The organism is Pseudomonas sp. A39, from assembly GCF_058145955.1.
The window spans coordinates 21880-42520 of the sequence record NZ_JBYVMD010000025.1; the positions used below are offsets into that span (position 1 = coordinate 21880).

At 63.1% G+C, this 20641-nt stretch carries 7 protein-coding genes; 2 read left to right on the forward strand and 5 right to left on the reverse strand.

Annotation, left to right across the window (positions count from 1 at the left end; all coding sequences use genetic code 11):
• Positions 1–32: 32 nt before the first annotated feature.
• Positions 33–1175, reverse strand: coding sequence for a pectate lyase family protein (locus AC3ZU9_RS19060; RefSeq protein ID WP_012724392.1), 1143 nt, complete (start codon positions 1173–1175; stop codon positions 33–35).
• Positions 1176–1826: 651 nt separating this feature from the next.
• Between AC3ZU9_RS19060 and AC3ZU9_RS19065 the strand changes: the two genes are divergently transcribed.
• Positions 1827–2507, forward strand: coding sequence for a hypothetical protein (locus AC3ZU9_RS19065; RefSeq protein ID WP_145994233.1), 681 nt, complete (start codon positions 1827–1829; stop codon positions 2505–2507).
• 72 nt (positions 2508–2579) lie between these two features.
• Here the strand turns inward: AC3ZU9_RS19065 and AC3ZU9_RS19070 are convergent, their stop codons facing one another.
• Positions 2580–4283 carry an ABC transporter ATP-binding protein/permease gene (locus tag AC3ZU9_RS19070; protein ID WP_490091178.1) on the reverse strand — a complete coding sequence of 568 codons (1704 nt, stop codon included), beginning with the start codon at positions 4281–4283 and terminating at the stop codon, positions 2580–2582.
• A 199-nt stretch (positions 4284–4482) separates the two neighbouring features.
• Between AC3ZU9_RS19070 and fhuF the strand changes: the two genes are divergently transcribed.
• Positions 4483–5166, forward strand: a complete 684-nt coding sequence (fhuF, locus tag AC3ZU9_RS19075; protein ID WP_191628113.1) for a siderophore-iron reductase FhuF — start codon at positions 4483–4485, stop codon at positions 5164–5166.
• Here fhuF and AC3ZU9_RS19080 read toward each other — a convergent pair.
• Genes AC3ZU9_RS19080 through AC3ZU9_RS19090 form a run of 3 tightly spaced genes read right to left on the reverse strand, consistent with a single transcriptional unit; the run spans position 5157 to position 20596 of the window.
• On the reverse strand, positions 5157–6788 hold the full coding sequence (locus AC3ZU9_RS19080; protein WP_102061444.1) for a cyclic peptide export ABC transporter: 1632 nt from the start codon (positions 6786–6788) through the stop codon (positions 5157–5159). The two genes, fhuF and AC3ZU9_RS19080, sit on opposite strands and share 10 nt — an antisense overlap.
• Positions 6789–10535, reverse strand: coding sequence for a non-ribosomal peptide synthetase (locus AC3ZU9_RS19085; RefSeq protein WP_490091179.1), 3747 nt, complete (start codon positions 10533–10535; stop codon positions 6789–6791).
• Positions 10532–20596, reverse strand: coding sequence for a non-ribosomal peptide synthetase (locus tag AC3ZU9_RS19090; RefSeq protein WP_490091180.1), 10065 nt, complete (start codon positions 20594–20596; stop codon positions 10532–10534). The genes AC3ZU9_RS19085 and AC3ZU9_RS19090 overlap by 4 nt, the downstream gene beginning before the upstream one ends.
• Between the last annotated feature and the right edge of the window lie 45 nt (positions 20597–20641).

Below are 20641 nucleotides of genomic sequence, written 5' to 3' on the forward strand. Positions count from 1 at the left end.
AGGGCTTCTTTTTACTGGGTACAACCGTTCAGTCAGAGCTTGCCGGCGCCGGCCTTGGCCTTGACGTCTGCAGCGACTTTGTCCGCCGCCAGCGGTGTGTAGTTGTAAGGCGGGGTCCAGCCGATGCTTGCGGTCCAGGGGCAGGTCAAGGCGCTGCCATTGAGGGTCGAGCCGCTGTCGCGGTATACGCTGCCACCGTAGTCGCCGGCGATTTTGTCGCAGCCGCTGATGCCGCTGATCTCGAACGCGTTTTTCTCGGAGAAGATTTTCGAGCCTTTGCCGACGCCATGCGCATACGAGAAGGGGTAGACCTTATCGCTGGTGCTACCCACGTGGTAGTTGTTGTACAGGTGCACCTGGCCGAAGCGCACGCGCGGGGCGCGGGCCGAAATGTTCTCGAACAGGGAGTTGTGGATCGTCACCTTGAGCTTGCCGTCATCGGTGGTGCGGCTGTCGCTCGAACCGATCAGGTTGTTCTTCTCGTGGGACTTGAAGGCTGTGTACGAAATGGTCACGTAGTTGGCGCCGTTTTTCACGTCCAGGGCGCCGTCGTGGTGCTGTTTCGGGCGACCGTTAGCGGTGCCGTTCTGCGCATCGGTGCGGCGGCCGTCGGTGAAGGTGACATGGTCAACCCACACATTGTTGGCGCCTTCGATGGTCAAACCATCGTATTCGGAGTTCCAGTTACCTTCCTTGCCATCATTGGCATCCCAGATCGGCTCTGGGTCCCAAGGGTTCTCGATGGTGAGGTTGCGAATGATCACGTCGTTTTCTTTGGCGTAGAAGAAACCCTCGCGGATTTCGGCGGTGCTGCTGGTGCCGACGATGGTGGTTTTGCCGGGAATATCCAGGCGGCCACGCTTCTTCATATCCGCAGTCGTCGTATAAGCCTTGCCTTCACTGACGTCGATCACGCCGGTGATCTTGATGATGCGTCCGTTGGTTCCCACCGAAGCACTCAGTGCGGTTTTCAACTCGGCAGCGTTTTTGACCGTGTAGATGTTAGCCGCGGCGGCCTTGGAGCCGCCCTTGGTGCCGCCATTCTGAGTGGCCCATCCGGTCGTGGCCGAATCCAGCCAAATGTCCGCAGCGTGAGCCGGCAAGCTGCCAAGCACGAGTACGCCGAAAATAGCACTGGCCAGTTTGCACGCGGTGAAGGTTGATGGTGTTGTCATGAATAATCAGATCCTTGATTAACTTGAGGTTTTAAACACGCACAGGTGTGGCGTGTTTCTCGAGCGGACGTCCGTGTCATCGGTGCAGCGAATCGAACGTCCGCTGCATGAGAAATACTATCATGTGTCGTTTTGTTGTCGTACAACTGAATGCGCTTTGATGTGCATTCATTCGCAAGTCGAGCGTTTTGTTCTTGATCAACAAGCCGGGCGTCCAACCACATGCCAGGCGTTACCAACCTGATCCGTGACCGCCAGGATCGCCTGCTCGAAGACCAACAGCGCCGACGCGCTGTCCGAAGGCGAGCGTGCCAGCACTCTCCGGGGGACGGTGCAAGCGAGAATGTGTCGACAAGGGTCATGTAAATTTCCAGAAAAGAAATTTCGTGTGCAAGCGATAGTGTCTGATCAGGAATAGGGTCCAGTGGTTACTTTTTCTCAGGTCAGAGAGTAGTTCTTATGGGTGTTTTCTAATCCCGGTTTTGTACGATGGGAGTTTCGGCTTGATCGCTACCACGCTGGAGCGTGGGAACGATCCCTCGGTGTCGGCAGAAGGCCGTTTTATCGGGATGGTCGTCTGATTTGGAATGGGTTGTCAGGGCACCTGGCTAGCTGACAAACAATGGATCTGCTTATTCACAGAGGTGGAATGTGCCTCGGACGAAAAAACCTCACCTGTTTTTGACGGTGGGGATGCTCATCGCTGTTGTTGCGGGTTACGGTATCTGGCTGTATTCAGAGTCGCAGAAAGTACGTTGGGTGGTCGATCTCGTCGGCGGCGAAGCCATTTTGAGGGCTTCCGAATACACCCCGTCGGATGAGGATTCGCTCTACATCAAATCGCTGCATTTATCACCCGACGAGCAGATGTACGACAGCGTTCGAGCGTTAAAACTGTGCCAGGAAATCAATGAAAAATGCCTGACTATCAGTTTGACCGTCGCCAATTTTCTGCTGATCAATACCACGGATGTGCAGGCAGCACGGAACGTCGTCCAAGGTTATGCGCGTTACAACATTCTGCAGGCGCAGCCATGCCCGGCAAAGTATGAGACTTCCCAGGTCATCAAGGACACCCAGTACCTGTCTACGTTACCCCCCGGCGAGGCCAAGCGTTTTGCCGAAGATCAACTGGCAAGAATTGAAACGAGCGGAGGGCTGATCTTTTCGCTGAGAACGCCTGAATGTCGTGGTTATTTTGCAGCACACCCGTATGTGGCCAGGGGATATCTCGCGCATATGGCGCTGCTGGTCAAAGCTGCTCAAGGAACAACCTCAGCGGCCTGGCTGTATCTGTTATCCCGTCCGGGCGTGTACGCGATCATCAAGTAAAAGGGAGTTTCTAAATGGCACAAGGTGCAATGCCCCCAACCTTGTCCCCGGTTGGGTCAGTCGTTTTTTCACTCACACCGTTCGACTCACCGCTCTATGCACCCATTCCACCTCATCTTGCAATTCCAGGACTTGGCCATGAAAGCGCTCCAGTGAGGCGTGGTGGCCGACGCTGATCAGGATCGTATCCGGCAGCATGTCTTTGAGTAGCTGGTAACAACGCGCCTCATTGGCGGCATCCATCGCTGCGCTGCTCTCGTCTAGAAACAGCACCGCAGGGCGAGCCAGGAGTGCGCGTACGAAGGCACAGCGCTGTTGTTCGCCGAGGCTCAGGGTTTGCGCCCAGTCGCGTTCCTGGGCCAGTTGGGTGTCCAGGTGTTCCAGGCCGACTTGCCGCATGATCTGCTGCAACACGGCGTCCTGTTCCTCATGGGCTGGGTGGGGGTACCACAGCGTCTCGCGCAAGCTGCCCAGGGGCAGATAGGTTTTTTGCGAGAGGGTGAGGGCGCGGTCGCGGTCATAGGCAACGGAGCCTGAAGCATGGTGCCAGAGGCCGGTGACGGCGCGAATCAGCGTGGACTTGCCGTATCCCGAGGGTGCCTTGATCAGTAGGCTGTCGCCGGGCTTGAGCGTCAGGTTGAAACCTTCAAACAGTCGTCGCCCGTCAGGCAGCCAGATGGCCAGGTTGCGAATGTGCAGGCCATCGGACCGTTGCGTCAGTACGACGTCGGAGTCGACCTTGACGTTATCCAGGCGGTTCTGGAAACCATCCAGCCGATCAACTACCGACTTCCATTCGGCCAGTTCCGGGAATACGCCAACCAGATAGGCCACGGCGGCATGCACTTCGCCAAACGCCGCGCTGATCTGGGTGAGACGACCAAGGGGGAAGGCCCCGGCGAAAAACTGCGGGGCCATGATGAACATCGGGATGACCGTGGCACTGCGCAGGTAGAAGGTCGAGTAACCCATGATCAGCTTCTGTTTTTTCACCAGGACCCAGAAGTTCTGCAAAGCCGCTTCCAGGCGCTGGTTGAAGCGCTGGCTTTCCACAGCCTCGCCCCGGTACTGGGCAACCGAATCGGCGTTCTCTCGCAGGCGCATCAATGAGAAACGGAAATCGGCCTCGCGCCGCTGCTGCATGAAGTTCAGATGGGGCAGGGCGCGGCCGAGCCAGAAGGCGAAACCGGTGCCCAACAGTGCGTAGAGCAACGCCACCCACACCAGCAGCCCAGGAATCACCAGGCCTTCATCGCCCCATGGAATGCTGACCAGGCCCGAGGCCTGCCAGAGAATATTCAGGAATGAAAAAAGCGACACCACCGCCGTCAGCAGCCCCAGGCTCAGCTTCAGCGACTTGATGATAAACAGGTCGATATCTTCGGCGATGCGCTGGTCGGGGTTGTCTACCTCGGTCTCCGTCAATTTCAGCTTCTGGTAGCGCTGGCTGTCGAGCCATTGCGCGAGCAGGTTGCGCGTCGACCAGCGTCGCCACAGCAAGGTCAGTTTCTGCTGAAAGTGAAACGCGCCGACGGTAAAGGCCGCCAGGCCGATCTGGAGCAGGATGAATTGCAGGCCGCCCAGCAGGAAGCCCGGGTAGTCCTTTTCCTGCAGTGCATTATAAAAATGCAGGTTCCAGAAATTATTGAGGATATTGACACCCACTAGGCACAGGTTCATCGCCACCGTGGCCAGCAGCAATAGCAGGGCCGGGTATTTCTGTTCGGAGGTCCAGAAAGGCCGTGCCAGGCGCCAGAAAGTGCGAAGTGTATGCATGGGGGCTGAAGAGGTCCGGTCGCTGGCGACGTTGAGTTTGCAGGATAGGGAGGATAGGATCTGCCAATGCTAATCGCTTGCATTCATAAGGGAAAGCGACAGGAGCCCCGTTATCGAATTTCCAGACTGGCTCAAGCAGGCATGGCCCCCCCTACAACGGGTCATCCAGCTTGAGCCGAATGACCAGCCTTTCCTCCCGTTGAGCCGCGTGGCCGAGCCTGCTTTACTGCAGCCCGTGCTGGCCGAGTTTGCCCAGCGTTATCCCGGCATCAACAAGCCGGCGGTGGTGTCGCAGTGGTCGATGAACTACATGAGCATCGTGGTGCCGGCAACCTTGGCCTGCGTGCTCACGCGCCAACAGGCGATCGACTTCTGGACGGATGACAACGTGTTGCGCCTGGATGCCGGGCAGCCCTTGGCGTTGCACTTCGCCAACTGCTTGCCGCCACTCACGCCGCCCGAACACGACCTCTACCTCTCGCGCTGGGTGCACGAGCACCTGGCACCGTTGTTCGCCACCCTGGCGGCGGCCGGTGGCTTGGCGCCGAAGATCCTGTGGGGTAATTTCGTCGCGATCTGGGACGGCGCGTTCGACCGGTTCGACCCCGACCTGTCCCGCCCAGGCTTTGCCGAGGTGCACCGCTGGCTGGAACCGGTCAGCGTCAACCACGGACGCTTGAAGTTGCGCGGCCTGCAACGCCAGGTGCCGTCGCCCGCACCGGACATTTGCCCGCGCCTGCCGCTGCGTCGCCATTGTTGCCTGCATTACCAACTGCACCCGCTGGTCGAGGGCGAGCCGCTGGTACTGTGCGAATCCTGCCCCAAATTGCACCGCCTGCCCCTGGCGGAGCAGGTCAGCTACCTGCACTCCCTCTACGACTGAGCGGCACTGGCCGTCAATGGTGCTTCGCTCAGGCGCCCATGCTCAATGCGCAACAAGCGATCGGCAAGGCCGAAATAGGCATCGTCGTGGGAAATCACAATCACCAGTTTGCCGCGCGCGCGCAGGTCCGACAGGATGCGGGTGTAGAAGAAGTGCTTGAACACCGGGTCTTGGTCCGCTGCCCATTCATCGAACAGGTAGCACGGACGGTCATCCAGATAAGCACTGAGCAGCGCCAGGCGCTTACGTTGCCCGGTGGACAGCGCCAACGTGGTCAGGCGGCCCTGGTCGATTTGCACCTTGTGATCCAATTGCAGGTGCACCAGGTAATCCTGGGCCTGCTGCACCAACTGCGGGTCGTCGCCGTCGAACAGGTTTTCGAACAGGCAGAAGTCGGTAAAGATCGCCGAGAAGTGCTGTCGGAAATGGTGGTTGTCTTGGCTGGACGACACCTGCTCATCGAGCATCACGTCGCCGCTTTCCGGGCGATACAGACCGGTCAACAACAACGCCAGGGTGGTCTTGCCGCTGCCGTTGCCACCGGTGATGAACACCGTCTCGCTCGCCTTCAAGGTGACGTTGATGGGCCCGAGGGTGAAGTGGCCGTCTTCGCGTTCGCGGTAGTAGGTGTGGGTCACATCGCGGCATACCAGGCTGCGCACCTGGGTCGGTGCGAAGGTTTCCAGGGTTTCGCTGGCACCCTGCATTTCGCCTTCCAGGGCGCGGATCTTGTTCAACGCCACGCTGGCGCGGCCCAGGGTCGGCAGGGCGTGCATCAACTCTGAGAGCGGAGTGATCATGTACAAAATCGCGAGGATATAGCCGGTGACCAGGCTCACGCTCAATTCGATAAAGTGCGGTGCGGCAAACAGCACCATGCCGATCAGCAGGTAGAACACCGCGTTGCCCCAGTTCAGCACCACGGCATAGATGCTCATGCCACGCACAAAGTCGCGACGGTATTGCTGGCTGACCGGCAGCAGCAGGCGCGTGAAGAAGTGCTGGCGACGCGGATGATTGAGCTGCAGCTCCTTGCTGCCGTCGGTCAGCAAGCGGTAGTGCTCGAACAGCTGGTCCTTGAGTTCACGCGCGCGCGAGATCGACGTCAGCGCCCGGCGTTGCGGCCAGTTGAAACTCAGGCTGCCGAGCACGATCAGCAACACCGTCAAGCCCAGCAACGGCAAGCTCAACCACCCCAGGTAACCCAGGCAAGCGATGATGATCCCGCCGTTGACCAGCAGGATCGGCACCAGCTCTACCGCCTGGCTGATGGTTTGCGTGTCATCGGTCAACATCGCCAGCAACCGGTGTTTGCCCAGGCGCTGCAATTGCGCATAGGGCGTGTCGATCAGCTTGGCGCTCAGGTGCAGGCGCATATCGTTGACCGCCGCCTGGCCCAGGCGCAGCAGGCTGATATCGGAAATAATCCGCGACACCGCCACCAGCAGCACCAGGCCACCGAAGTACAGGCCGTCAATCGGGCGCAGTTGATCGAACACCGTGAGGCTGTGGTTGATCATCGCGATCAACCCTGCTGCCGCAAGCCCGCAGGCCAGGCCGGTCAGCGTCGCCACCAACAGGGCGCGCCACGAGCGCTTGGCCATGAGAATCAGCAAATCCATTCAAACCGCTCCGTCTGTCGCCAGGGCCGCGAGGCCGACGACCAATTGTTGATGCACCGTGGGTTGTTCCAGGATGTTCAAGTGTTGCGCCTGCACCACGTCACGGAACCAAGGCCCGCTGCTGAGCTGTTCCCACTGCGGATCGGTAAAGTCCGCCGCTTGCAGGGTGGTATCGGCCCACCAGATATGCACCGGGCAGCTAAGCCGTGGCGGCTGGAAGCTGGCGAGCAACTGCTGCGTCTGTTGCTGGTAACCGAGGCGTGTGTGCAGGTGTTCCCAGCTGTCGCCCTCCAGTTGCAGGCCTTGCTGGTGTGCCCATTGCGCCAGCGCGGGCAGGCGCTCGGCGGCGGGCAGTGTAGCCAATCGTGCGATCAACGCGGTGGATACCGGCGCCGGCAAATTGCGCAGCCGCGCCTGGCTTTCCACCGTGAGCGCCTGCGCGGCCGAGTCCAGCAACGTCTCGACGCTGTCTTCCTCGGCCTGCCGCTGGTATTGCGAGTCGAGGATGCCGAGAAACGCCACCCGTTCGCCGCACTTTTCCAGCTGCGCCGCCGCCGTGATCGCCAGCAGCCCGCCGAGGGAAAACCCCAGCAAATGATACGGGCCGTGGGGTTGCTGCTGGCGCAGTTGCTCGACATACAGTGCCGCAAGGCTATCGATATTGCCATTGAGCGCCGTGCTGTCGTCGCCCAGATATGCCGCCTGCAAGCCCCACACTTGCCAGTCCGGCAGATGGGGCAGCAGCGCGCGGTAATCCTGCACATGGCCGGTGGATGGGTGGAAGCAGAACAGGTTAATGCCCGGTCCCGCCGCCGACAGCCGCACCAGCGGCGACAACGTGAACTGCGCCTGCACCAGCGCTGCAAATGCCGCCACGCTTGGCGCATTGAACACCGCATTCACCGTGACCGGTGCCGACAGTACCGTCTGCAAGCGGCTCGCCAGGCTCACCGCTGCCAGCGAGTGCCCGCCCAGGGCGAAGAAGTCATCCTCGATCCCCACCCGTTCCAGGCCCAGCACCTGTGCCCAAACCTCGGCGAGCAACGCCTCCAAGGGCGTACGTGGCAGAGCGCCGCCAACGTTGTCGAGCACCTTGTCAGCCCATTGCTGCAGGGTCTTGCGGTCGAGCTTGCCATTGCCCATCAACGGCAGCGCTTCAACGATACGCACGTTCGGTAGCATGTAATCCGGCAGACGGTCCTGCGCCTGGCCATGCAGGTGTGCCACCGTCACCGTGTGGCCTGGCGCAAGGGTCAGGAACGCAAACAGTTGCTGGCCCAGCTCACCTTTAGGCAGACACTCCACCGCCGCCTGGGCCACGCCCGGCAGGCTGGCCAACTGGGCCTGGATCTCGTCGAGCTCGACGCGGAACCCACGCACTTTGACCTGGCGATCGGTGCGCCCAGTGATTTCCAGGCTGGCGTCATGCCGATAACGCGCACGGTCACCGGTGCGGTACAGGCGCTCGCCATTGCGCTGGATAAAGCGCCCGTCGTCGTGTTGCGCATCAAGGTAGCCGCGCGCCAACTGCGGGCCGGCGATATACAGTTCAGCGTTTTGCCCAGGTGCGGCCAGTTGTTGCTGCTCGTCGAGCAGATACAGGCGCACGCCATCGAGGCGGTCGTCCAGGGGCAGGCGTCGGTAGTCACAGGCCGGATCGACCTTGTGCATCACCACCCCAACGGTGGTTTCGGTCGGCCCGTAGTGGTTGAACACCGTCAGTGCCGGTGCGAATGCGCGGACCGATTGCAACAGGCGCCGCGAACAGGTTTCGCCGCCCAGGATCAGTTGCTTGCGCGGCAGCACGACGGCGCTTTGCGTGTGGATCAGCCAGGCGTCGAGCAACGACGGGACGATTTTCAAATGATCGATGGGGTACTGCGCCTGCCACGCGGCCCAAGCCTGGGCGTCCATGGCGGTGTCCTTGTCGATGATGTGCAGTTCGCCGCCGCTCAGCAGCGTCGGAAACAGCAGGGTGTAGCCCAGGTCCGCTGCCAGCGAAGTGACCACCGCACTGCGTTCACCGGCTTGCAGGTGCAGGCGCGAGGACACGCTCGACACGTAGCTGGCCAGTTGCGCATGTTCGACGATCACGCCTTTCGGCAAGCCGGTGCTGCCTGAGGTGAACAGCACGTAGGCGGCATCCCCGGGCTTTATGTCATGGGCAACGTCGGTCATGGGCGCCTGTTGCCAAACGGCGGTGTTGCGAATATCAAGGCTGCCCATCGATGCCAGCGCAGCTGCATCGCCGGCGGCACCGGTGAACACCCAGCGCGGCTGCGCCTGTTGCAGGATCGCCAGGGAGCGTTGTGCGGGCTGGTGCACGTCCAACGGTACAAACGCCGCGCCGCTCTTGAGCACGGCGAGCATCGCCAAGACCATCTGCGCCGAACGGTCCAGGTACAAGGCCACGCGATCTTCGCGGCCAATACCCTGGGCCATCAGGTAATGCGCCAACTGGTTGCTGCGCGCATGCAGTTCGGCGTAGCTCAGGTGCTGGCCGGCGTCGCGCAGCGCCAGGTGTTCGGCAACGCTGGTGGCACACGCGTTGAAGCGCGCCGGTACGCTGACAAAGGGCGGTGCGACCTGCTGCTGGCGAGCCGCCAGCGTTGCCGCAAAGCCCGCTGCGTGCAGTGACAGCTCGGCAAGGGGCTTGGCGGGATGGGTGAGGGCGTCGAGCAGCAGCGACTGCACTTGCTCCAGCAAGGTCTGCGCGGCCTGGATGCTGTAGTGCCGGGCTTGATGGCACAGCGTCAGGCGATAACCGTCGGCGCCCTGTGCTTCGGCCACCAGCAGCAGCTCCATGCCGGCGGGGATGGCATCGATCTCCAGCACCTTGAACGCGCTGCCCGCACGATCGAACCCAGGGCTCCACTGGAAACCATAAGGCGCGGCCTCAACCGGCAGCGAGTATTCCTGCCATTCGCCCGCCTGCTCGCAGAGCACTTGCAGCGTCGCCAGCGCCTGGGTGAATGGCCGCTCGACAGCCGGTTGCCACGGCAGAGGCAGGGCCTTGGCGAACAGGCCCCAGCAGTCGGCGAGTTCTTCATAGTCGTCACGGCAGTCATGCACCCAATTCAGGGTGAGGGCCGCGTTGTCATTGGCGCTCAAGCGCTGCAACAACACGCCCCAGGCGGTCATCAACAGCTGCTCGGCAGGCGCGGCATGACGGTGCAACGCGGCGCTCAAGGCAGGATCGAGCATGACCCTGGTGGTCAGCGGCGTATCGGCCTGATCGCTACGCGCCTCGCGGTACAGCAACTCGGTAGCGGCCTGCTCGCCCAGCGCCAGGCCAGCCCAGTATTGCCGACCTTGTGCGGCGTCTTCATCCGCCTGCAAGTCGTGAATCCAGGCGCTGTATTGGGTGTAGGTCATGGCCTCGTCGTCAGGTATCGGCGCCTGTGCCGAACCCAACGCTTTTGCCAGACGCAGCAACGTCCCACGGTCGGCGGCCAGGGCGGGCACTTGCAATGTGACGCGGTAGACATCCGCCGCCAGCAATTGCACGTCGAGGCTGATGGCGCTGGACTGCGCGACGATTTGCAACGGCACCTGCAACCCCGGCTCAGGCCGTGTTTGCAGGCGCAGCGCATCATGAACGGCGCTCAGCGCTGCCAGCCGTTCACGCAGTTGTGCCAGTGCAGCGGCGCCGTGCACTTCCAGGGTCAGGCGTGCCGGCGGCGCGTTCGCCAGCCATTGGCTGCGTTGCTGTGGCGACAGGGCGAACGCCGCTTGGTAGTTGCTCATGCCTGCTCCCCTGCGCGGTTCAGTTGTTCGCGGTTCATCATCTGGCCCATGGCGACGCAGATCTTGCGCTCGCCCTCAAACGGGTCGCGGGCATGCGCCACCAGCATATTGTCGAGCATCACCATGTCGCCTTTTTGCCAGTCGAAGCGCACCGCACAGGCCTCGTACGCTGCACCGATCACGTCCATCACCGCATCCTCGATCACACTGCCATCGCCGTAATACACATTGCGCGGCAGGTTGCCGGCGCCAAACAGGTTAATCAGGTTGCTGCGCACCTCCGCTTCCAGGCAGGCGCTGTGATGCAGTTGCACCTGGTTGAAGAACGACGCCTCACCGGTATCCGGGTGCGCGACGATCGCCGGGCAGTGCTGGGCAATCTTCAGGTTGTCGTCTCCCAGCCATTCCCACTGCATGCCCGATAGCAAGCATTGGCGTTCAACCTCTTCACGCTGCTCGGTCTTGAAGAAGTCCTGCCAGCGCACATCCAGCTTGTCGGTGAAGTGCCGCACATACAGCAGGCCCAATGCTTTGAAGCGCTCAACGATGGCCGGCGGCAATTGCGCCAGCACTTGGCGGCAATCGACGATCGGCGTGCAACCACCGCGTGGTGCCGGGATCTCGCAGAAGAACCACTGCTTGCGTGGCCATTGCGGCAGGTGTGAGCTCTCGTTGTGGAACAGAATCATGTGTTGTTCCGGGTACGGCGTGGAGTGGTAGATGTTCTTGCCGGATTTATTCTTCGGCAGGTCGCCATAGGTGCCGTACAAGTCCGGCTCGATGGCCTGGGCGAACTGCTCGAAGGCGCTCGCGTCCGGCAGGTTGAAGCCACGGAACAACAGACCACCATGGGTGCGCAGTTGCACATTGATCCACTCGCGGGCCTGTACGGCCCAGTGCACCGGGTCCAAGTCGGCCAGCAGTGGTTCGATCACCAGGGGCAGGGGTTGGCCGTCGCTCAAGGTCCGCGTGCGCACCTGTTCGTGGGCGAGTTGGCTCACAGCGGTGGCGCGGGTGGTTTTCAGCTTGCTCATTTTCGACAGCTTGCGCGCGCTGCGTGCCTGGGCGTCGTCGGTTGCAACGGGTTCAGGTTGGGTGTTGCCTGCCAGGCGCCACACCCAGTCTTGCAGGTTCAGGTTGTCCAGCAGGGCCTGGAAACCGTGCTCAAGATCAGCCACGGTCTGGGCGCTCAACACGCTGGTGCGATAGACCCAGCGTACAGTCAGGCCGTTCTCGTCTTCCTCGACAAACACCGCGAGGTCGAATTTGCTGGTTTCCTGCTGCGGCGCCAGGTGTTCCACCGCCAGGCCCGACAGGCTGGCCGTGCCCTGCGGCGTGTTCTGCATCACGAACAGCACCTGCACCAGCGGGTTGACGCCAGGCGTACGTGGTGGTTGCAACGTCTCGACCAGTTTGTCGAACGGCACCTGCTGGTGCTGGAAGGCGGCGAGGCAGTCCTCGCGCAGGCGTTGCAGGCGGTGATCAAAGGTGTCGCTGTCGTCAAGGCGTGCGCGAATCGGCAGCACGTTGACGAAGAAGCCGATCAACGGCTCCAGCGCCGAGTGCTCGCGGTTGGCCAGGTCGGTGCCGACGATAAAGTCGTTCGCACCGGTCGCCCGTTGCAAGAGGCTGTTGAAGGCATTGAGCAACACCATGAACAACGTGGCCTTGTGCTGTTGCGCATACGCCTTGAGCACCTGGGTGTGTGCCGGGCTGAACTGCTGGGTCAACGCCGCACCTTGGTAATCCGGCTGCGTCGGACGCGGGGCATCCAGCGGCAACGCGATCAAGGTCGGTGCGCCGTCGAGCTGGCGCCGCCAATAGTCAATCGCCCGCGCCAACTGACGTTGTTGGGGTTCGCTGCGTTGCCACTGGGCGTAGTCGGCGTACTGGATCGGCAGCGCCGGGAGGGTTGGGTTCACGCCGCTGGCGTAGGCCTGGTAGCCGGTGATCAGTTCCTGGATCAGGATGCCCATGGACCACGCGTCGGTGGCGATATGGTGCAACACCAGTTGCAGCACGTGATCATCCGTACCCAGGTGAAGCAGGTGAGCCCTTAGCATCGGCGCCTGTTGCAGGTCGAACGGCTGCGCCGATTGCCGGTCAATCACGCTTTGCAGGGCGTGCGACTCGACGTTGACCGGTGTGAGGTCAAGGGTCGGTGCTTCGTTGATGACTTGGCACGGCTGCTCGCCTTTCAAGTGGAAGGTGGTGCGCAGCGCTTCATGCCGCTCCAGCACACGCTGCAACGCCTGTTGCAGAGCCGCGATGTCGAGCGCGCCGCGCAGGCGCACCACGCTGGACATGTTGTAGGCCGCATTCGGCCCTTCGAAGCGGTCGAGGAACCACAGCCGTTGCTGGGCGTACGACAACGCCAGCGTCTGGTTACGCGGCACCGGCACGATCTCGCTGTCATCCGACACCTGGGCCTGCTGATCGACCGCCTGCGCCAATTGCGCCAGGGTGCCGCCTTCGAACAAGGTGCGCAGCGGCAGGCTGACGTTCAAGCGACGACGAATGCGCGAGAGCATCTGCGTGGCCAGTAACGAATGCCCACCGATGGCGAAGAAGTCGTCGTGCACACCGACGCCGGCCACGCCGAGAAGGTCCTGCCACAGCTCGGCGAGGACTTTTTCCGTCGGCGTACGCGGCGCGACCACCACGCCTTGCGCCGGTTCGGCCTGCTGCACATCCAGCGCCGCCAGCGCGCGCCGGTCGACCTTGCCGTTGGCGTTCAGCGGCAGTTGCGCGAGTGCCAGCCAGCGCGCCGGCACCATATAGCTCGCCAGTTGCCGCTCCAGGTACGCGGTGAGTAGGGATTGCGCGGTTTGCCCGCCGAGGTCGGCGGCAGCATCGAGGACATACCAGGCCACCAGTTGCAACGCGCCACGGGCGTCGGGCAACGCCAATACCGCCGCGCTGTCGACTGCCGGATGCTGCATCAGGCGATTTTCGATCTCGCCCAGTTCGATACGATAACCACGGATCTTCACCTGCTGGTCGCGGCGGCCGAGGTATTCAATCACCCCATCGGCGCGCAGGCGGCCGATATCGCCGCTGCGGTACAGACGCGCCCCCGTCTGGAAGGGATGCGCGACAAAGGCTTCGCGAGTGCGTTGCGGGTCGCCCAGGTAACCACGCCCGACACCGACGCCACCGATGCACAGTTCGCCCGGTACGCCGATCGGCACGCAGCGCAGGTCGGCATCCAGGACGAACACCTGGTTGTTGGCCGTCGGGCGGCCAATGGGCATGTGCAGGCAGTCGTCGCTCGGCGCCTCGGTAATCGGGTAGAAGGCCACGTCATCCGAACACTCGGCGGGGCCGTAGGCGTTCATCAAAGGGGTCGATGGGAAGCGTGCGAACCAATCCTGTGCCAGCGTCGGCGGCAGTGCCTCGCCGGTGGGCAGCAGCCAACGCAGGCTGGCCAGGTGGTCTTGTGCACGCACCTCCTGAAGCATGCCGCGGATCAGCGCCGGCACGGTTTCCAGCAGGGTCAACTGCTGCGCCTGGACCGCATCGAGCAAGGCCAGCGGGTCATGGGCCTGGGCGTCCGGCAGGATGTGCACACACGCGCCCACCAGCGGTGCAGCGAGGAACTGCCACACGCAAATGTCGAACGCCGGCGAAGCGGTCTGTGCGAGGCGGTCATGTTCACCCAGGCCCAGGGCCGGGACTTTGCCGAAGATGTTATTGAGCATGCCGCGCTGTTCAACCATGACGCCTTTTGGCGTGCCGGTGGAGCCAGAGGTGAAAATCACGTAGGCCAACTGGTCGGGGGTGTGAACGTAGTCGACCGACGGCTTGACCTCGCCTTGCCACAGTGTCTGGGCGACCAGGCACCTCGGCTGCTTGAGGAGCTGCGGCAGCACGCCATCGAGCACGGCGGTGGCCTTGTTGCACACCAGCACCAGTGGCGCTTCACCCAAGCTCAGCAGTTCGGCCAGGCGTGTGGCCGGCTGTTGGATGTCCAGCGCCTGGAAGGCGGCACCGGCCTTGAGTGTACCGATCATCAGCGTCAGCAGCGCCAGGCCACGTTCGGCGAACAGCGCCACCAGGGTTTCCGGGCCTGCGCCGGCGGCTTGCAAGGCATGGGCGACGGCGTTGGCGCGACGGTCCAGCTCGGCGTAGGTCAAGGATTCGTGCAGGTGCACCGCAGCAATCTGTTGTGGCCGGCGGCGCACCTGCTCGGCGAACAGCGCGGCGTAGCCTTGATCCAGCGGGAAATCGACCTCGCTGCGGTTCCACTCCACCTGCAGTTGCTCGCGTTCGCTGGCCGACAGCATGTGCAGCGTGCCCAGTGGCGCTTCTGGCGCGTCGAGCATGCTCGACAGCAATTGCACCAAGTGCCCGAGCATGCGCTGCACCGTGTCGGTGCTGAAGCGCTGGCTGTCATAGGACAGGCGAATGCCCAAGCGATCACCGGGGTACAGCACCACCGTCATCGGGAAGTTGGTGTGCACCCGATCTTCATAGATATCGATACTGAAGGCATCCAGTTGCACGCTGCTGATATCCAACGGCGCGTTTTCGAACACCACCAGGCTGTCGAACAACGGCTGGCCGCGCGGCACGTTGCTGCTGCGCTGGATATCCACCAGCGAAGCGCTTTCGTGCTCACGCAGGCGTGCGTTGTGCGACAGCAGGGCTTGCAGCCAGGCCCCGACTGGCGCTTCAGGATCGACGTCGATGCGCAGGGGCAGGCTGTTGATGAACAGGCCGACCATTTCCTCCACCCCCGCCAGATCGGTGGGGCGACCGGCCACGGTGACGCCGAACAGCACGTCGCGGTTGCCGCTGTAACGCGACAGCAGCAGTGCCCAGGCGCCCTGGATCCAGGTGTTGGGCGTCAGTTGGTACTGCTGGCACAGCTGCTGCAAACGTTGGGTCTGGCTGATGCTCAGGGTCTGGTCGACGTCGCCGACCTGTTCCGGCGCCTGCTCCGGGCGGGCGAGGGCACCGTCCACATGCAGCGGCGTCGGCTCGCTGAAACCGGCCAGGTCGGCTTGCCAAAAGGCGTGCGCGGCCGCCATGTCCTGGCGCTCCAGCCAGCTCATGTAGCCACGGAACGAACGCAAGCGCGGGCGCGCCACCGGCTCCTGGCGCACGACGGCCTGATAGATCGCCAGCAGGTCTTCCATCAGCAGGCCGAAGCACCAGGCATCGGTGAGGATATGGTGGAAGCTGCGCACCACCGCAAACCGCTGCTCATCGAGCTGGAACACCCGCAGGTGAGTTAAGGGCGCGCTGCTCATGTCAAAGCCCTGCACGCGCTGGGCTTCCAGGGCCTGGTCCATGGCTTGGCGCTGCTGCGCGTCATCCAGGTGACGCAAGTCTTGCCAGTCGAACGCCGGGGCGGTCTTGCGATACACGCATTGCAGCGGTTCGTGGTCGTCCTGCCACCAGAACGCGGTGCGCATCATCGGGTGACGGTCGAGAAACAGTCGCCAGGCGGTTTCCATGGCCGTGCGTTGCAATACGCCGTCCCAGCTGTAGCGCTGTTGCATCAGGTAGATGCCGCTGTGGGGTTGCAGCAAAGTGTGCAGCAGCATGCCTTGTTGCATCGACGACAGCGGGTAGACGTCTTCGAGATTCGGCCAATCCAGCGGTTCGCCCGCGAGGGTTGTGGCCTGCTTGTGGCAAAGCGGGAAGGCTTCGCTGGCGGGGCGCAGGTCAGGCTCGGCGAGCAGGGCCGCCAGGGCGCTGAGGCGTTCAGCCAGTTGCGGTGCCCAGTCGGCGGCCAGCGCGCCTTCGACACGCAGGTGCAGTTGGTCGTCCTGCCAATGCGCATCGATGCGCAAGGCATGGGACGAAGCCCCTGGCGTATTGGCGGCGGTGATCTGTGCCAGCAGGCCTCGCTGTTCACGGTGGCTGTCGAAATCGCCGCGCCAGTGCACGGCAATCGGTGCCGCCGGCAAATCGCGCAGGGGGTCTTGCAGGTAGGTGTTGTCCGACAGATAGCGCAGCGCACCATAGTCAACGCCGTGTTGCGGGTAGGCGCGCAGTTGTGCGGCCACCGATTGCAGGCGTTGCAGCGCAGTCGCGCCGGCGGCTTGCAGGAACACCGGTACTGCCAGGTCCAACGCACCGACGATCAGTGCTGGCTCAAGGTCGGCAAGTACCAGGGGCGCCGCCACCGGCAGACGTTCGGTGGCAGGGCGTGCGGCGTACAGGTCCAACGCCAACAGACCGTCGCCGCACTGTTCGGCCACGACAGTGGCCAACAGGCTGTTCCAGTCCAGGTGCAGAACATCGGTAAGGCGTTTCAGTTCGCTGGAGGTCGCGGCGCTCACGCTCTGCTCGACCACGCTGCTCGGCTGGTGGCTGTCAGGCAGTTGCAGCGTGTCCAGCCCGGCGTATTGCAGCCAGTGTTCCCAAGCCTCGTCGAGTGCATCGCTCTCGGCATGCGCTTGCTGATGGCGTGTCCATTGGGTGAAGTTGCCACCGGTGTAGGACAGCCGCACCGGCCGTTGCAAGCGTAGTTGTGCCAGCGCCAGATTGAGGTCCGTCAGCAGCAACGACCAGGAGCTCTCATCCACGCACAGCGGGTGCGCGGCCAATAACAGATGCTCGCCGAGCAGGCTGGCATGCAGACTTTGGCCTGCCCGCAGGTCAAGCGTGTCGACCCCCGCCTGAGCCAGTGCGTGCAGCTGCGCCGGGTGGTAGTCGCCGGACGTGATCGCGGCCGCCTTGGGGGCGACCAGCACACGCTGTTGCCCGTCCGCGTCGAACGCGAGGCGCAGCGCCTGGTGATGCTGTTGCAAGGCGCCAAGGGCCTGGCTGAGCAGGTCGCGATCAAGCGGTTGCGCCAGTGCCACGCAACGCCAGGTGGCGGTCAATGGGCCTTGTTCCAGGCGCGCGCGTTGGCTGGCACTCAGGGGCAACGCATAGCCATCGGCGAGCTGTTCGGCAACGGCATGGCTGGCGTCGGCGCCCAGCACACGGGCGATATCGGCGATGGTGCGGTTCTCGAACAGCTGCCGTGGCGTGAGCTTGAGCCCTTGCTGGTTGGCCCGCGCGATGATTTGCAGGTTGAGGATCGAATCTCCGCCGATGGCGAAGAAGTTATCGTGCACGCCGACCTGTTCGCGTTTGAGCACGTCCTGCCAGATCGCCGCCAGCAACGTTTCTACTTCATTGCGCGGGGCGACATGGGTGGCGCTGTCATCGCCGGTGGTGGGTGGCAGCGGCAGGCGCTGTGCATCGACCTTGCCGTTACGGGTCAGGGGCAGTTCATCCAGGGTGATGAAGTGCGCGGGCACCATGTAATCCGGCACGCGGTTGCCGAGGTCATTGCGCAGCTTGAGGGCCGACAGCGACTGGCTGGCCACCAGGTAGGCGACCAGGCGCAGGCTGCCGTCCAGTTCCAGCGCGCGCACCACGACCTGTTCGATCAGCGGCGACAGGCGCTTGATCTGCGCCTCGACTTCGCCCAACTCCAGACGGTTGCCACGAATCTTCACCTGGCTGTCGACCCGGCCGAGGAACGCCAGCTGGCCGTCCACCAACCAGCGCACGCGGTCACCGGTGCGGTACCAGCGGTTTTGCTGCTCATCGCGCAGGAAGCGCTCGGCGCTCAGGTCGTCACGGTGCAAGTAGCCACGGGCGAGGGCGCCGCTGATCAGCAGCTCACCGCTCACCCCTGTCGCCACCTCACGACCCTGTGCATCCACCACCCGCAATTGACGATTGGGCAGCGGTCGGCCCAAGGCAATGCTGCGCTGACCCGGCGTGAGTTCGGTGGCAATTGCGCCGACTGTCGCTTCACTCGGACCATAATGGTTGAACACTCGTAGGCCCGGCGCCAAGCCGTTGACCTGCGCCAGCAACGCCGGGCTCAGCGCATCGCCGCCAAATACCAGCAGCGACCGGGGCAACAAACGTGCATCCGGCAACGCCTGCAACAGGCCGCTCAGATGACTCGGGGTGATTTTCAGCACGTCCACCGGGTGCTGGCTGAACAGCTCCGCCAGGGCCAATGGGCTGAAACCGCTCTCGTCATCCACCAGCAACAGGCTGCCACCGCTGCACAGCGCGCCGAACAGTTGAGTGTGGCCAAGGTCGGCGGCAATGCTCGACAGCAGGCCGTAGCGGGCGGCGGCGGGCGGCTTGAGCACGCTGTGCACCGCCGTCAGGTAGTCGACGATTGCCCGGTGCTCGACCACCACCCCTTTTGGCGTGCCGGTGGAGCCCGAGGTGTAGATGACGTAGGCGGCGTCATCCAGGCTGTGGGCGACGGCGGGCGAGGTACCCAGCTGCGCGGCGATGGCCTCGGCCTGTTCGGCCAGGCTCAGCAACGGCGTGTGCTCGGCCAAGCGTGCCAACAAGGGCGAAGCTGTCGCGCCGATCAGTAGGGCGGCGCGGCTGTCTTGCAGCACATCGGCCAGGCGTCCGGCGGGTTGTTTCAGGTCCAGCGGCAGGTAGGCGGCACCCGCCTTGAGCGTGGCGAGCAAGGCGATGACAAAGTCGGCGCTGCGCTCAAGCGCGAGGGCGACCAGGCTGTGGTGGCCGATGCCGTGGGCGCGCAGGTGATGGCTGAGGCGGTTGGCGCGCTGGTCCAGCTCGGCGTAACTGAGTACGCCTTCACGGTCGCGAATCGCCGGTTGGTCCGGGGCGGCGGCGACCTGTTGTTCAAAGCGCTGGTGCAGGCACGCCTCAGGCACAGCCAGCGGCGTACCACACCCCAGGGCTTGCAACTGCTGGCGTTCGTCAGCCCCCAGCCAATCAAGTTCGCCCACACGGCATTGAGGTTGCGCGGCCATGGCCAATAGCACGTTGCGCAACTGCGCCGACAGCAGGGTGATTTCGGCGTCACTGAAACGGCTGCGGTTGTAGCTGAACAGGTAGTGCAACTGTTCGCCCGGCACCACGATCAGCGACAGCGGGAAATGGTTGCGCCCTTGGGTCAGGACCAGCCCATCGGTGGCCTGCTCACGGTTCGGGTCGGCGAAGCTCAAGCCGCCGGCGTCCTGGTTGAGCGCATCGGTGACCGGAAAATTTTCGAACACCAGGATCGAATCGAACAACGCCTGCTCCGCCGCGATCTTGCTCATCGACTTGAGCTTGCCCAGGGGCAGGTAGGCGTGGTGGCGCAAGTCGCTGTTGGCGTGCTGCAACTGTTGCAGCCAGTCCACCAGCGCTGGGCCGTCGGCCCATTGCACACGCAGGGGCAGGGTATTGATGAACAGCCCGACCGTGCTGTCGACGGCCGCGAGGTTTTCCGGGCGACCGGCCACAGTCACGCCGTAGATCACGTCGTCGCGCCCGGCGTGTTGGCCGAGCAAGAGGGCCCAGGCACCTTGGATCAGGGTATTGAGCGTCAAGTGATGGCGACGGGCGAACTGTGCCAATTGCTCGGTTTCGTCGGCACTCAGGCGGTTTTCCCGTTCGGCGCACGGTGCGTCGGTCGGGGGAACCAGGCGCAGGCCGAAATCGGGCAGCGGCGTCGGTTCGCTGACGTCTTGCAACTGGTTACGCCAAAAACCTTCGGTGGCGGCCATGTCCTGTTCCGCCAGCCAGGCGATGTAGTCGCGATAGGCGCGAGTCGGCGCCAGGTTGGCCGGGCGGCCATGGGCGTGTTCGTAGTAGAGCGCCAGCCATTCCTGGATCGCAATGCCGACGCTCCAGCCGTCCATGATGATGTGGTGGAAGGTCCAGATCAGGTGCCAGCGCTGCGGCTCCAGGCGCACCAGGGTCAGGCGCATCAGGGGCGAGTCATTCAGCTCCAGCGGTTGTGCGCGTTGTTCCAGGGCCAATTGCTGCAGCGCGGTTTTCGGGTCGGCGTGGCCTTGCCAGTCCAGCTCGCTCAGGGGCAACCCGACGTCGGTTTGCACCACCTGATAAGCGTCGTCGAGGTCTTCCCACAAAAACGCGCTGCGCAACACGGCGTGGCGTTGCATCAGCGCCTGCCAGGCCGCGCGAAATGCCGGCAATTGCAGCGGGCCGTTCATCTCCAGGCTCAGTTGCTGGTAATACACCCGGGAGTCCGGCTCGACCACGCTGTGAAACAGCAAACCATGCTGGGTCGGCGATAAGGAGTAGATGTCTTCGATGTTGTTCATTGTTGTGCGATCCATTTCAAATGCTTGGGGAAGACGGCCAGCCTC